This is a genomic window from Bacillus sp. NP157 (assembly GCA_018889975.1).
Classification (GTDB): Bacteria; Pseudomonadota; Gammaproteobacteria; order Xanthomonadales; family Rhodanobacteraceae; genus Luteibacter.
This window is the reverse complement of sequence record CP076546.1, coordinates 2,554,204-2,567,432: the sequence shown is the minus strand read 5'-3', so window position 1 is coordinate 2,567,432 and position 13,229 is coordinate 2,554,204. Positions and strand designations below refer to the sequence as shown.

Annotated in this window: 13 protein-coding genes; 4 read left to right on the top strand and 9 right to left on the bottom strand. The window is 68.3% G+C overall.

The features are described from left to right. The first annotated feature begins 18 nt into the window (after window positions 1–18). The gene (pdxH, locus tag KPL74_11810) at window positions 19–606 is read left to right on the top strand and encodes a pyridoxamine 5'-phosphate oxidase (GenBank protein QWT18427.1); all 588 of its coding nucleotides are present in this window, start codon (window positions 19–21) and stop codon (window positions 604–606) included. A gap of 7 nt (window positions 607–613) precedes the next feature. Further along, the gene (locus KPL74_11805; protein ID QWT18426.1) at window positions 614–1,054 is read left to right on the top strand and encodes a secondary thiamine-phosphate synthase enzyme YjbQ; all 441 of its coding nucleotides are present in this window, start codon (window positions 614–616) and stop codon (window positions 1,052–1,054) included. A 185-nt stretch (window positions 1,055–1,239) separates the two neighbouring features. Here the strand turns inward: KPL74_11805 and KPL74_11800 are convergent, their stop codons facing one another. From KPL74_11800 to KPL74_11765, 8 genes are all read right to left on the bottom strand, one after another. Then, window positions 1,240–1,866 carry a response regulator transcription factor gene (locus KPL74_11800; GenBank protein ID QWT18425.1) on the bottom strand — a complete coding sequence of 209 codons (627 nt, stop codon included), beginning with the start codon at window positions 1,864–1,866 and terminating at the stop codon, window positions 1,240–1,242. Beyond that, entirely contained in the window at window positions 1,863–3,446 is a 1,584-nt protein-coding gene (locus KPL74_11795) for an MASE1 domain-containing protein (protein QWT18424.1), read from the bottom strand. Before KPL74_11795 ends, KPL74_11800 begins: the two co-directional genes overlap by 4 nt. A 163-nt stretch (window positions 3,447–3,609) precedes the next feature. Continuing rightward, the gene (locus tag KPL74_11790; protein ID QWT18423.1) at window positions 3,610–4,404 is read right to left on the bottom strand and encodes an ABC transporter substrate-binding protein; all 795 of its coding nucleotides are present in this window, start codon (window positions 4,402–4,404) and stop codon (window positions 3,610–3,612) included. 39 nt (window positions 4,405–4,443) lie between these two features. Further along, window positions 4,444–5,145, bottom strand: coding sequence for an arginyltransferase (locus KPL74_11785; protein QWT18422.1), 702 nt, complete (start codon window positions 5,143–5,145; stop codon window positions 4,444–4,446). Window positions 5,146–5,199: 54 nt separating this feature from the next. After that, window positions 5,200–7,077, bottom strand: a complete 1,878-nt coding sequence (locus KPL74_11780; protein ID QWT18421.1) for a GAF domain-containing protein — start codon at window positions 7,075–7,077, stop codon at window positions 5,200–5,202. After that, on the bottom strand, window positions 7,070–7,711 hold the full coding sequence (locus KPL74_11775; protein QWT18420.1) for a biliverdin-producing heme oxygenase: 642 nt from the start codon (window positions 7,709–7,711) through the stop codon (window positions 7,070–7,072). Before KPL74_11775 ends, KPL74_11780 begins: the two co-directional genes overlap by 8 nt. Next, on the bottom strand, window positions 7,712–8,104 hold the full coding sequence (locus KPL74_11770) for a hypothetical protein (protein ID QWT18419.1): 393 nt from the start codon (window positions 8,102–8,104) through the stop codon (window positions 7,712–7,714). It abuts the gene before it with no gap. 35 nt (window positions 8,105–8,139) lie between these two features. Then, window positions 8,140–9,384, bottom strand: coding sequence for an ectonucleotide pyrophosphatase/phosphodiesterase (locus KPL74_11765; protein ID QWT18418.1), 1,245 nt, complete (start codon window positions 9,382–9,384; stop codon window positions 8,140–8,142). A 55-nt stretch (window positions 9,385–9,439) separates the two neighbouring features. Between KPL74_11765 and KPL74_11760 the strand changes: the two genes are divergently transcribed. Together KPL74_11760 and hutU are read left to right on the top strand one after the other, a co-directional pair. Then, the gene (locus tag KPL74_11760) at window positions 9,440–9,856 is read left to right on the top strand and encodes a hypothetical protein (GenBank protein ID QWT18417.1); all 417 of its coding nucleotides are present in this window, start codon (window positions 9,440–9,442) and stop codon (window positions 9,854–9,856) included. 870 nt (window positions 9,857–10,726) lie between these two features. Then, window positions 10,727–12,397 (top strand): urocanate hydratase, encoded by a 1,671-nt coding sequence (gene hutU / locus KPL74_11755; GenBank protein ID QWT18416.1) that lies wholly within the window; start codon window positions 10,727–10,729, stop codon window positions 12,395–12,397. Window positions 12,398–12,517: 120 nt separating this feature from the next. On the opposite strand, the gene msrA is transcribed toward hutU, so the two are convergent. Further along, window positions 12,518–13,093 carry a peptide-methionine (S)-S-oxide reductase MsrA gene (msrA, locus tag KPL74_11750; GenBank protein QWT22612.1) on the bottom strand — a complete coding sequence of 192 codons (576 nt, stop codon included), beginning with the start codon at window positions 13,091–13,093 and terminating at the stop codon, window positions 12,518–12,520. Between the last annotated feature and the right edge of the window lie 136 nt (window positions 13,094–13,229).

Here is a 13,229-nt window from a genome sequence, read left to right as displayed (position 1 = left end):
CCGAGCATACCCCACGTCATGCTTACTCCCGACATCCTCGACACCTTCCGCGGCCTGCTCGATGAAGCGAAAGCCAGCGGCGACCGCGAACCCACCGCGATGAACCTGGCCACCGTCGGCGAGAACGGGCGCGTGCATTCGCGCATCGTGCTGCTGAAAGCTGTCGACGAGCATGGCCTGCAGTTCTTCACCAACTACGAGAGCGACAAGGCGGCGCAGATCGCCGGCCACGACCAGGTCGCGCTGTGCTTCCACTGGAAGCAGATCCGCGAAGGCATCCAGGTGCGCTTCGAAGGCCGCGCGACGAAGACCTCCGCGGAGGTGTCCGATGCGTATTTCGCCAGCCGCCCGCGCGGCAGCCAGATCGGCGCCTGGGCCTCGAAGCAGAGCCAGCCGCTGCCCGACCGGCAGACCTTCGAAGACCGGGTCGCCCACTACGAGAAGGAGTTCGACGGCCGCGACGTGCCGCGTCCCCCGCACTGGGGTGGTTACCTGGTCTCGCCGGACCGGATCGAGTTCTGGTACGGCGCCAGGTTCCGCCTGCACGAACGGATCGTCCACACCGGGCACGGTACAAGCTGGACGGACGTCCTGCTCTATCCGTGAGGCAACCATGAGCCGCGCCCAGCCCGTCCAGCACATCGCGCAGTCGACGTTCACCGTGCACACGCGGGGGCGCTCGCTCAGCGAAGTGACGTCGCGTATCGCCGACGCGGTGACGGCCAGCGGCGTGGGCACGGGCATCGCCCACGTGTTCGTGCAGCACACCAGCGCGTCGCTGCTGATCGGCGAAAACGCCGACCCCACCGTCGTTGCCGACCTCGAACGTTTCTTTGCCCGGCTCGTGCCTGACGGCGATCCGCTGTTTCGCCACCAGGACGAAGGCCCCGACGACATGCCGGCGCATGTCCGCTCGGTACTGACGGGTGTGTCGCTCTCGGTGCCGGTGCACAACGGCCGGCCGCTGCTGGGGACGTGGCAAGGCGTGTTCCTCTACGAACACCGTCACGAAGCACACCAGCGCAAGATCACGGTGACCGTGAGCGGCCACTAGGCGAACGCGAGCCCCCAAAAAGAGCCCGCCCGCCGTGGTGGCCGCCGGGGGTGGTGGTGGCCAGGATGTCCATGGCACGGCGGGCGGGGTAATCGCTCAACCCCATCCTCGCGCGCCATTCGGCACGGCGCATCAGTACATCTACGGGGCTATGACGTACCCATCGTCACGCCATTTTCGCAGGATCAGAACAGCAAACCGAGCTCTTCCGCGCGGCGCACCAGTTCCAGCGTGCTGTGCACGTCCAGGATCTGCATGATCGTGTACTTGTGCGCTTCCACCGTGCGGACCGACAGGCCGAGCCGTTCCGCGATCTGGCGCGAGCGCATGCCGCCGCCGACCAGGCGCAGCACCTCGAGCTGTTTTGGGGTGAGTTCCTGCATGCCAAGCGTGTCCGGATGCAGGTACTGGATGCCAAGCGAGGGCGTGACATAGGTCGAACCGGCAAACACGTGGCGCAGGGCCGTCAGCAGCTCTTCGCCCGCCGACACCTTCAACACGTAACCATTGGCGCCGGCACGCATCGCGGTGGCGGCCAGCGCTGGCTCCGCGTGCATGGTGAGGAATACGAAGGGCGTGCGATCGCCCTCCGCGCGCAGGGTCTTCAGCACGTCCAGGCCACTGCCACCGGGCATGTTCACGTCGGAGAGCACCAGCGCGGGTTTCTCGCGGCGGATCAAGGCCAGCAGGCTCGGCCCGTCGGTGGCCAGGCCGACCAGGTCGCAGGTGCCCTCAAGCAGGCGCTCGATGCCCTCCGCCACCATGCGATGGTCGTCGGCGTACACGACGCGGGGAAGGGTAGCTGTCGTCACGTAAGATCCAGCGGTATATGCATCCAGAGGTCCACGCCCCGGCCGGGCGAACTGCGTAATTCAAAGCGACCGCCGAGCAACTTGGCGCGCTCGCTCATGCTGATCAGGCCCAGCCCCGCTCGTCCGTGCGTGCCTTCACCGGGGTCGAAACCACGGCCGTTATCGAATATCCAGAGTGACGCACCATCGCTGTCCACCGATGCCTTCACTGTCAGGCGAGTGGCGCCGGCATGGCGCACGGCATTGGCGATCGCCTCCTGGGTTACCCGGTAGACACACAGCGCCACGTCGTTGGGCAGGCGTTCGATGCCGCGGTCGATGATCAGCACGATCTCCGGCGCGGAACCCTTGCGACTCGCGTTGCACAGCGCTTCCAGTGCATCGCGCAGGCCTGCATGTTCCAACACGCTGGGATGCAGCTGGCGTGAAAGCTGGCGCACGTCCTCGGACAACGACACCATAAGTTCGCGCAGGTGGTTCACCTCGCCGTGCAGCGCGGGATCCACCTGCCGGCGCAGCGCGCTCAGGCCGATCGAGGACGCCGCGAGGCGCTGGTTGATGTCGTCGTGCAGGTCGCGGGCAAGGCGTGCCCGTTCCTGCTCCTGCGTGGCGATCAGCCGGCCGGCCAGTTCGCGCAGGTCTTCGTGTGCGTGGCGCAACGCGCGCCGGCTCGACGAGCGCTGCTCCACCACCACGTCGAGGATCAGGGCGGATAGCGCCGCGACCAGCGTCCATAGTTGCACGGCAAGCGTGCTGTTCGCCCCCGAATCGGCAAGGAAGGGGCCGTGGCCGAGCACGCTCAGGTGGGCCGCCATCAGCGCGATGATGAACAGCGTGATCGAGCTGCCGGTCATCTGTGCGCGCACGATGGCGAAGATCACCACGGGCGCCGGTGCGAGGCACATCACGGGAACCAGTCCGGGCTGGTCGCCCAGCGTGTACCAGGCCAGGCCGAGGGCACCCAGGCAGGCCGTCATGAACGCGACGTACAGCGGGGACAACGGGCCGGCGTGGCGCAGGGCGGCCTCGGGATTGCGCACGCTCAGCCACACCGGCAGGTACAACACGTACCCAAGCGAGTGGGCCATGGCGATGTTCACCCAGCCGCTCAGCACGGAACCCTGGAACGAGGTATAGCGGCTGGCGTGCTCGACCAGGGCGGCCGAAAACGCGGGCAGGGCGACCACGGTCACGAGGACGAACGTCGCCAGCCGGCTGAAGTCGTCGATGTTGTCGGTGGCGTCCGGCATGTGGCGCAGGAGCCAGGCCGCCACGGGTACCATCAACAGCGCGGCGACCAGGACCAGGGCCGTGTCGGCGACGGGTAGTCCGAACGCGGTGCCGGTGGCAAGCAAGCCGAGGAAGGCACTGATCGTGAGGGCAGCCCAGCGTTGCCAGCGATTGGCCAGCAGGGCACCCAGCAGCACCGCGCCGGGGAACCAGACGATGTGCGTGCCGTACTCGTGGTTCCACAGCGCCGCCGACAGGATCTGGGCGAGCGACACCCCCGCGAACACGCCACCGCACCACACGGCGGCACTGCGCGTTGAAAACACCGGGTTGTTCACCACCGCCGCCAAGGACCCTCCCGCGCGCGAAGGCGCGTTTGCCACGACGGCCTCAAGGCGCCGGGGACGTCCCCCTCGACGCCCCACGAGACTATACGGTGCGGCCACCAGCCGGAATGGTCATCAAGTGTGACCACGATCACATTTTCACAAAGGTGAAGACGATTTCTGCCGTTTATGCGTGGCGCCCGGCCCAGTCGTGGATGATCCTGACCAGTTCGGCCAGGCCATCGGTGAGCGCAGCCGGCCCGGGCTGCAGGATCAGCGGCGACTTCACCTCGTGGATTTCACCATCGCGCACCGCTGGCACGTCGGCCCAGCCCGGCCGCGCGGCCACCTGCTCGGGTCGGAAGCGCTTGCCGCACCACGATCCGATGATGATGTCCGGCGCCGTGGCGATGACCTCGGCGTCGTCGGCGATGATCCGGTGCTTCGCCAGCGACTGGACCGCCCGGTGCGGCAACGCCTCGTTGCCGCCGGCGATCCCGATCAACTCGGAAACCCAGCGGATGCCGGAGATCAGCGGGTCGTCCCATTCCTCGAAATACACCGTCGGCCGGCGCGGCAGCCGGGCCGACGCCTCGCGCACGTCGTCCAGGCCACGGGCGAGCCGATCGGCCAGCGCATCGGCCCTGGCCGGAACGCCCACGAGGGCACCCAGCCGACGGATGTAATCGAGGATTTCGGCGACGCTGCGATGGTTCGCGATCCACACCTCCACGCCCGCCTTGACCAGGGCCTGGGCGATGTCGGCCTGGATATCCGAGAAGCCGATGGCCAGGTCGGGCTGTAGCGCGAGGATCCGGTCCACCCTGGCGCTGGTGAACGCGCTGACTTTGGGTTTGTCCTTGCGCGCCGCGGGCGGCCGCACGGTAAAACCGCTGATCCCCACGATGCGCTCCTGCTCGCCGAGCAGGTACAGCGTTTCGGTGGGCTCTTCGGTAAGGCAGACGATGCGGCGCGGGCCCATGCAGATCCAGACGGCGGGGAAGCCCCCGATTGTCGCCGCTCAGGGCATTTCGATCCAACGGCCGTGGCGGCGCACTTCCAGCGGGCGGAAGCGGCGCTTGTAATCCATCTTCGCGTGGCCGGCGATCCAGAAACCGAGATAGACGTAGGGAATGCCGCGGCGACGGGCCAGTTCGACCTGCTGCAGGATGCCCCACGTGCCCAGGCCACGCTCCATCTCATCCGGGTCGTAGAACGTGTAGACGGCCGAGACGCCGGCCAGCGCGATGTCGGTGACCGCGACGCCGAGCAGGCGCTCGCCCTGGCGCAGTTCGAGGAACAGCGTGGGGCTCCACGGCGCGGCGAGGAAGCGCTGGAAATCCTCGGCATCGGCGCCGTCCATGCCACCGCCGGTATGCCGCGCGCGCAGGTAACGTTCGTAAAGCTCGTGGCGTTCCTGCGTGTAGCCGGGCATCGCCTCGACCACATGCATGTCGGCATTGCGGGCCAGGCAGCGGCGCTGGCTACGGTCCGGTGTGAAACGGGGGGCGTTGATGCGACAGGGCACGCAGGCCTGGCACGCCGCGCACTGCGGCAGGTAGAGATGGCCGCCGGCACGGCGGAAGCCCTTGGCTAGCGCCGGCCCGTAGAGCTTGTCCAGGTTGGGTGCGCCGGGATCGACCACGAGGTTCTGCGCCGTCCGCTCGGCGAAATAGCCGCAGGAGTGCGGCAAGGTCTGGAACAGGCGGACGCGGTCGGTCATGGAGCCATGTTATAGCTCGCGGCGTGCCGTGGTGGGGGCTGCGCCGCGCAAAGACTAGGACGCGTGGTGGACGCACATCCAGTGGGTGATCGTGCCCGAGGCGTCCATCACCGGTTCCAGTTCCACCCGGCCATGCATCGCACTGCCGTCCGCGCGCAGCAGCGCCACGTCGTGCGCGGCCATCGCGGCGGGGTCCAGCATGCTGCCCAGGTCGACGCTGGCGTCGGCGAGCAAGCTCGCCAGCGGCGAGCCGGCCACGCTGCCGGTGTCGCGACCGGTCGCCGCGGCATACGCGTCGTTGACGAAAACCACTGAGCAGGCACGCCAGTCGTCGCTGGCGGCGTCGGTGATCACCACCGCTTCGGGCAGGCGGGCGAGCGAGGCACGCAACAGGGCGAAGCTCTGCTGGTAGTGCTTGCGCTCCATCATCTCGATCAGCACGCGCAGGCTGCGCGCGGAATCGAGGTGCTGGCGCGACCAGGGCCGCGAGCGGCCGCGCACGGTTTCCTGCCAGGAGGCGAAGCTCTGGCGCGGCGACAGGCGGGCGCCCGGGATGTTTTCGAGCTTGGCCAGCGCAGGATTGCCGGCCCAGCGCACGTTGCGCACCTGTTCGGCGCGCGTCCAGACCACGGCGTTGTGTGCGTCGGCCTGCAGCGGCATGAAGATCACGCCCGCCGCGAGGCTGGTGATCGCCGGGTCGTCCAGCGGCGGGAAACGCGCGCCCAGCTCATCGGTGTGCTCGACGCCGGGAATGCCTTCGAGCGAACGCGGCTTGTCGTGGGTGCCGACGATGTCGCGCAGGCGCAGCAGGTCCTCGGCAGCCGGCAGGTTGCCGTGGCGCATGACCCGGTTGCCGGCGAAGATCGCCACGCCGTCGGCGTCGACCACTTCGAGCAATTCCGGTGCCAGCGAGGCGAGCAGGTCGGCGTCGATGCGGTCGCTTTCGTTGAACGCGGTGATCAGCTTTTCGCGCACGGTCAGCAGGGTGCTTTCGACTTCGATCTTCTCCAGTTCCTCGATCGCCGAGACGCGCGACGCGAACGAGCGCGCCAGCGCGTCGGCCACTTCGCGCATGCGATGGTCGGCGAAGAACGGGCTGTAGTGGTGGCAGGCGATCAGGCCCCACAGGCGGCCGCTGGTGATGATCGAAGCGACCAGCGTGCCGGTGACGCCCATGTAGCCGAGGTATTCCAGGTGCACCGGCGACACGCTGCGCAGGGATACGTCGGAAAGATCCGTGGCGTCGCCGGTTTCCGGGTCGTACGCGGGCAGGATGCGCGAGGGCACGTACTTGCAGTCGCTGATCTGGCGCACGCGGTTGCGCAGGTAAAGCGCGCGTGCCTGCACGGGGATGTCGGTGGCGGGGTAGTGCAGGCCGAGGTAGGCCTCGAGTTCTTCGTTGCGTGCCTCGCCCACCACTTCGCCGTGCCAGTCGTGGTCGAAGCGATAGATCATCACGCGGTCGTAGCCAAGCAGGCCACGCACCGTGCGGGCAAGGCGCTGCGACGCGCGTTCCACCGTCGCATCGTTCTCGAGCTTGTGCGCGGTCTCGTAGGCGACGCGGATCGGGTCGTCCTCGAAATACGCTTCGCGCGGCTCGACCTCGATCATCCAGCGCGTGTCGTACGCATGCACGCAGGCATGCCACGTGCCGGCACGATGGCCGAACGGGAACGTGACCGCGACCCACGGGCTATGCGCGGGGCGCTCGTCGTCGTCGAACAGGCCCGGCGGCAGCTGAAGCACGTCGTCCAGCGGCGCTTCGAGCAGGGCGCCCAGTTCCAGCCCCAGCAGGTCGGTGGCGTTCTCGCTCACCTGCAGCACTTTCTTCGTCGCGGCGTCGACGACCAGCAGCACGCCATGCGGCTGGACCGAACCCGGGATGTGGATCGGCTCGCGGTCACACGCAGTGAGGTCGGGCAGGTCAGCCATGCGAGTCAGGGTCCTGGAGCGTGCATTGGAAGCGCGCGAACATCCGTTGCGCGGCGAGGATGGCAAGGCGTTGCGAATCGTCGTCGGGCAGGGCCTGGTCGAGCACCTGCTGGAAGCGCCGCCACTGCCCGGGCGCGGCTTCGCCCACGGCGTAATACGCGTGCGGCAGGGCGGGAAACAGTTCACGCAGGCGGCGGACGATGACCCGGCCGCCGAGGGCGGAGCCTTCGATGACGTAGAGCTCGCCCCAGAAGGCGGGGGAGGGAGTGGCAGGCGTGGAGGGCTGGAGCGGTGCCTTGGGCTGGGACATTGCCGTGGGCTGGGACATTGCCGTGGGCGGAGACATTGCCGTGGGCTGGTCGGAGGGCGTCGCGGACAGGTCCGCTCCTACAAGGGTGGCGCGGGAGACGTAGGGCCAGGTCGCGGCGATGGCGGCGATGTCGTCGGCGCGCTCGCGTTCCCATGCGTCGAACAGCGCGCCCTGCGCCGCCAGCAGCCGCCGGTACCCGCCTTCGTCCAGTGCTCCCGCCAGCAGCCGGTGCATGCCGGGCGTGGCCTCGGCGGCATCGTGGGCGTCGCGCGTATGTTCGCGGAGCAGGGCGTGGGCGGGCGACGCAGCGGCAAGGTCGCCCATTCAGAGGCCCTGGGTGCCCTTCAGCACGACCATCAGCACCACGCCGGCGAGGATCGCCAGCAGCATCAGGCGGTAGCGGCTGGCCGTTCGTTGCGCCTGCGGTCGTCGATCCGGCGAGCGATGGATCTGCAATTCTTCCTGGAAGCGCACGGTCGGCTCGATGCCGATCTCCTTCAACAGGCCGCGCGCCTTGGTGAAGTCGTCGGCGTGCTTGACCCACACCTGCGGCCACGAGCTGCGGTCGTTGTTGCGATCCGTGTAGCTGAAGCGCTGGTAGGTGGGGCGGTTGAAGGTCGACCGGTTCGTCACGGTGGTCTCGATCGCGTGCTCGGCGAGCAACGCAACGACCCGGTCGATGTTGTCATGGCGGGGGGATGTATAGATCTGGCGCATGGCCGGATTCTACGGCATCCCGGGCCGGCCATCGCTCAGGGCGTTGCCAGCGCCGCCTTCACGTTTTCCAGGTGGCCATCGTTCGGCAGCGGCGTGACGCCGATCAGGCGGGCCAGCAGCGGGTAAACGTCGACGTTCTGGAAGGGCGCAAGGGTCGCCCCGCGGGCGATATCCGGGCCGTGGGCGACGAACAGGGCGCGCATGGCCGGGTCCTGGTTGTCGTAGCCGTGCTCGCCGCGCGACATGGGATCCTTGCGTTTGGCGAGGTCGGCATGGCTGATGATCGACCAGCCCACGTCGGCCATGCACAGGTAGGGCGGCACGCGCGGGTTCTTGCCGTAGTCCAGGCGCGCCGGCAGGTCTTCCTTGCGGTAGCAATGCATGTGCGCGTGCGGACCGAGCAGGCGGGCCACGGCATGGGCGGTGTCGTGGCCCGTGCGCGGGGCGAAGCCGGCCATGACGCCGTAGGACACCGTGTCGAGGGCGTCCAGGTCGGTCTCGTCGTCGGAGTACACGATGTTGCCGGCGGGCACGTCGGCCATGCCGTGGTCGGACACGACCACGATGTCCATCGTGTCGTACAGGCCACGCTGGCGCAGCTGCGCCACCAGGTAGCCGAGCGCGTCGTCCACTTCGCGCAGGGCGGCGTCCACTTGCGGCGAATCCGGGCCGAACTCGTGGCCGGCATGGTCGACGGCGTCGAAATACAGCGTCTCGAAGGCCGGGTGCGCACCCGGTTCGTCGATCCACGAGAGCAGCTTGTCGACGCGCGCCTTCGACGAGAGCGAATCGTCGAACGGAATCCAGCGGTCGGGGCGCATGCCGTGGATTTCAGCCTCGGTGCCCGGCCAGAACATCGTGGCGGTGTGCAGCCCGTGCTTCTGTGCGGTCACCCAGATCGGCTCCGCTTCGGCCCACCAGCGGCCATCGCTGGTGGCCGCGCGGTTGCCAAGGCTGAACTTGCCCAGCACCGGGTCGCGCATCGTGTTGTTCACGATGCCATTGCGGTCGGGGACCCGGCCCGTGACCAGGGTGTAGTGGTTGGGGAAGGTCAGCGACGGGAAGGAGGGCCACATGTACTGCGCGTGGGCACCGTCGTCGGACAGGGCCTGCAGGTTGGGCGTGACATGCCGGTCGACGTAATCGGCGCGGAAGGCATCGATCGAGACCAGCAGGACGGGATGGGCAGTGGGCTTGGCGGGGCGCGTGGCGCAGCTCGCCAGCACCACCGTCAGCAGCGCGAGAAGAACCCGCGGCAAGGTGGGCGACATGGCATTCATGGAGGGAAGCGTAGGCTCGTGCTGTAAGACAATCTTTCCATGATGGACGAGTCAGATGACCAAAGCATCACGCAAGTTCGTGCTGTCCTTGTTACTGGTCGTTCCCGCCGCGGCCTTCGCCCAGGCGGCTACGCAGCCCGCCGCCGCGCCCCGGCCTGCACCCGTGGCCCGGCCCGCCGCGGCCCCTGTGCCGGCCGCGCGTCCGCGCGTCGTGCCGGGAGTGCCGCCGCCGAATGCGCGCTTCCAGCAGCAGGTGAACCAGCAGCAGCTGATCAACCGTCAGAACCAGAATGCGGTGCAGGAGCAGTTGCGCCAGAACAACGTGAACCAGCAGCGCAATGCGACGACGGACCCGGCACTACGCAGCCAGCTGGACAACGCCGACCGCGCCCAGCAAGACCAGTACCGCGCCCGCCAGGACAACGCCGCCAAGCGCTACCAGGACCAGCAAACCCAACCCACCCACCCATAGCCTGCGCGCGATTGGGCGTGACGTTCCAACCGAATTCCCCGCAGCGCTCGGGCGTTTTGGCAGGAACAGCCCTCGGCGCCTACCCTCGCTGCTCAAACAGCGTTCTGGCGTGCGAAAAGGAGGGGCTGCTCCGCAGCCCGTTTCCGTATTGGCCTACGGCCGCGCACCGGGTGCCGGGCGGCGGTTCTTGATTCGGCATCCTGCCTCAACAAGAACGGCCGGCCATCGTGGCCGGCCCCCTGCGGGCTTCTTCCGCCCGGCCCCCTCGCCGCCACGAACTCGCCTCGAGGGTAGGCGCCGAGGGCTCTTCCTCCACGTTCCCGCACGCTGGGTTGGACGACCGGATGCACCGCGGCGGTTCCTGTAGGAGCGCGCTTGCGCGCGAATGGGGATTGCCTAAACACATCGAATTCCGGAGCCCAGGATCACCATTTCCATGTGAGTCGAATGCGTCTGTATGGGTCTGCGAATCAGGTCCCGTCATCACCGCCACGTTGGCCAATCGCGCGCAGGCGCGCTCCTACAGACAAGGCTTGCGGCGGGCTGCAAGAACAGACCTCGGCGCCCACCCTCGAGGCGAGTTCCGCACAAGCGAGTGCCCGTAGGGCAATAAGTACATGGGCCGCGGCTGCGGCCAACCTTGTCGAGCGCGGAGGACCTGTTTGAGCAGCGAGGGTGGGCGCCGAGGGCTGGTCCTGCGACCACGCCCGAGCGCTGCGGGGAGTTTGGATGGGGTGGCAGGCCCAATCGCGCGCAGGCGCGCTCCTACGGGGCGGCCCGAGCGCCGAGGGCTTGCTGCGATGCGTATGGCCCGGGGTGGCGGGGCAGCACATAATCGGGGATTCGCTGCCACAGCCTACGGAGCCACCGATGACCGCCGCCACGCGCATCGACACCACCCGCACCGTCCGCGCACCCCGCGGCACCGAGCTCACCTGCAAGAGCTGGCTCACCGAAGCCCCTTACCGCATGCTCCAGAACAACCTCGACCCCGAGGTCGCCGAAAACCCCGCCGAGCTCGTCGTCTATGGCGGCATCGGCCGCGCCGCGCGCAACTGGGAATGCTTCGACGCCATCCTGCGCAGCCTGCGCGACCTCGAAGACGACCAGACCCTGCTGGTCCAGTCCGGCAAGCCCGTCGGCATCTTCCCGTCGCACCCCGACGCGCCGCGCGTGCTCATCGCCAACTCCAACCTCGTGCCGGCCTGGTCCAACTGGGAGCACTTCAACGAGCTCGATCGAAAGGGCCTGATGATGTACGGCCAGATGACCGCTGGCTCGTGGATCTACATCGGCTCGCAGGGCATCGTCCAGGGCACCTACGAAACCTTCGTCGAGATGGGTCGCCAGCACTACGGCGGCAGCCTCGCCGGTCGCTGGATCCTCACCGCCGGCCTCGGCGGCATGGGCGGCGCCCAGCCGCTGGCGGCCAGCCTCGCCGGCGCCTCGTCGCTCACCATCGAGTGCCAGCAGAGCCGCATCGATTTCCGGATCAAGACCCGCTACGTGGACGAGCAGGCCAGCGACCTCGACGACGCGCTGGCACGGCTGGACCGCTACGCGAAGGAAGGCCGCGCCGTGTCCGTCGCGCTGCTGGGCAATGCCGCCGACGTGTTGCCCGAGCTCGTCCGCCGCGGCGTGCGTCCGGACGCCGTCACCGATCAGACCAGCGCACACGATCCGGTCAACGGCTACCTTCCCACGGGGTGGACGGTCGAGGAGTGGTTCGAGCGTCGCAAGAGCGATCCGGCCGGCACTGCGAAGGCCGCCAAGGCCTCGATGCGCCGTCATGTCGAGGCCATGCTGGCCTTCCACGCCCAGGGCGTGCCGACCTTCGACTACGGCAACAACATCCGCCAGATGGCGAAGGACGAGGGCCTGGCCGAGGCGTTCGCGTTCCCTGGCTTCGTGCCCGCCTTCGTCCGTCCGCTGTTCTGCCGTGGCGTCGGCCCGTTCCGCTGGGTCGCGCTATCGGGTGATCCGGAGGACATCTACAAGACCGACGCCAAGGTGAAGGAGCTGATCCCCGACGATCCGCACCTGCATCGCTGGCTCGACATGGCGCGCGAGCGGATCAGCTTCCAGGGCCTGCCGGCACGCATCTGCTGGGTCGGCCTCGGCCAGCGCCACCGGCTGGCGCTGGCGTTCAACGAGATGGTCCGCAACGGCGAGCTGAAGGCACCCATCGTGATCGGCCGCGACCACCTGGATTCCGGCTCGGTCGCCAGCCCCAATCGCGAGACCGAGGCCATGCGCGATGGCAGCGACGCCGTCAGCGACTGGCCGCTGCTCAACGCGATGCTGAATGTCGCGGGCGGTGCGACCTGGGTCAGCCTGCACCACGGTGGCGGCGTCGGCATGGGTTACAGCCAGCACAGCGGCGTGGTGATCGTGGCCGACGGCACCGATGACGCCGACAAGCGTCTGGCCCGGGTGCTGTGGAACGATCCGGGCACCGGGGTGATGAGGCATGCGGATGCGGGCTACGAAGACGCTATCGCGTGCGCGAAAGAGCAGGGACTCGACCTGCCGATGATCTGACTATCACGTGTAGGAGCGCGCCTGCGCGCGATGGGCGGCCCCGCGCGACGGGTGCTACATCGCCGCTTCGTTGGCTTTCGCGCGCAGGCGCGCTCCTACACGGACGTGTACACGGGCTTGTTACCGGCCGTTGGCCCAGGCCGGGGTGTACATCTCGGGGTAGATGCGCTGCAGGGCCTGCAGCTTGGGCTGGTCGTTGATGGCGATGTACATCGTGTCGGGGTTCAGGCGCATATAGTCCTGGTGCTCGGACTCGGCCAGCCAGAAGCCCTTGAGCGGCACCACCTGGGTCACGATGGGGCTGCTGAAGGCGCGGGCGGCGGTGAGCTGGGCCACGTAGGCCGTGGCGAGCTTCTGCTGCTCCGGGGTGGCGTAGAACACCGCCGAGCGGTACTGGGTACCGCTGTCCGGGCCCTGGCGGTTCAGGGTGGTCGGGTCCATGGCCACCGAGAAGAACACCTGCAGCAACTTGCCGTAGGAGACCTGGGCCGGGTCGTAGACCACCCGCACCGACTCGGCGTGGCCGGTGTCGCCGTCGCTGACGTCGTCGTAGCTGGCATGGGCGGCATCGCCGCCGGTATAGCCGGTGCGGACGCTCTTCACGCCCTTGACGTGCTGGAACACGCCTTCCACGCCCCAGAAGCAGCCACCGGCGAACACGGCGGTGGCCTCGCCCGTGGCCGGGACGGCGTCCATGGCCGGCGCGGGCAGTTTCAGGCCCTCGTCGCGGGCGGCGGCCGCCGAACAGGCGGTGAGGGCGGCAAACACCAGGGGAAACAGGATCGGGCGGCGCATGGCGGTACTCCGGGGAGGGTCAAGCCATAAGACCGGG

Bases quoted from the DNA above. Each gene is read 5' to 3' on its own strand.
- pdxH (QWT18427.1), top strand. From the start codon at position 19: ATGCTTACTCCCGACATCCTCGACACCTTCCGCGGCCTGCTCGATGAA.
- KPL74_11805 (QWT18426.1), top strand. From the start codon at position 614: ATGAGCCGCGCCCAGCCCGTCCAGCACATCGCGCAGTCGACGTTCACC.
- KPL74_11790 (QWT18423.1), bottom strand. From the start codon at position 4,404: ATGGGCCCGCGCCGCATCGTCTGCCTTACCGAAGAGCCCACCGAAACG.
- KPL74_11785 (QWT18422.1), bottom strand. From the start codon at position 5,145: ATGACCGACCGCGTCCGCCTGTTCCAGACCTTGCCGCACTCCTGCGGC.
- KPL74_11780 (QWT18421.1), bottom strand. From the start codon at position 7,077: ATGGCTGACCTGCCCGACCTCACTGCGTGTGACCGCGAGCCGATCCAC.
- KPL74_11775 (QWT18420.1), bottom strand. From the start codon at position 7,711: ATGGGCGACCTTGCCGCTGCGTCGCCCGCCCACGCCCTGCTCCGCGAA.
- KPL74_11770 (QWT18419.1), bottom strand. From the start codon at position 8,104: ATGCGCCAGATCTATACATCCCCCCGCCATGACAACATCGACCGGGTC.
- KPL74_11765 (QWT18418.1), bottom strand. From the start codon at position 9,384: ATGAATGCCATGTCGCCCACCTTGCCGCGGGTTCTTCTCGCGCTGCTG.
- KPL74_11760 (QWT18417.1), top strand. From the start codon at position 9,440: ATGACCAAAGCATCACGCAAGTTCGTGCTGTCCTTGTTACTGGTCGTT.
- hutU (QWT18416.1), top strand. From the start codon at position 10,727: ATGACCGCCGCCACGCGCATCGACACCACCCGCACCGTCCGCGCACCC.
- msrA (QWT22612.1), bottom strand. From the start codon at position 13,093: ATGGACGCCGTCCCGGCCACGGGCGAGGCCACCGCCGTGTTCGCCGGT.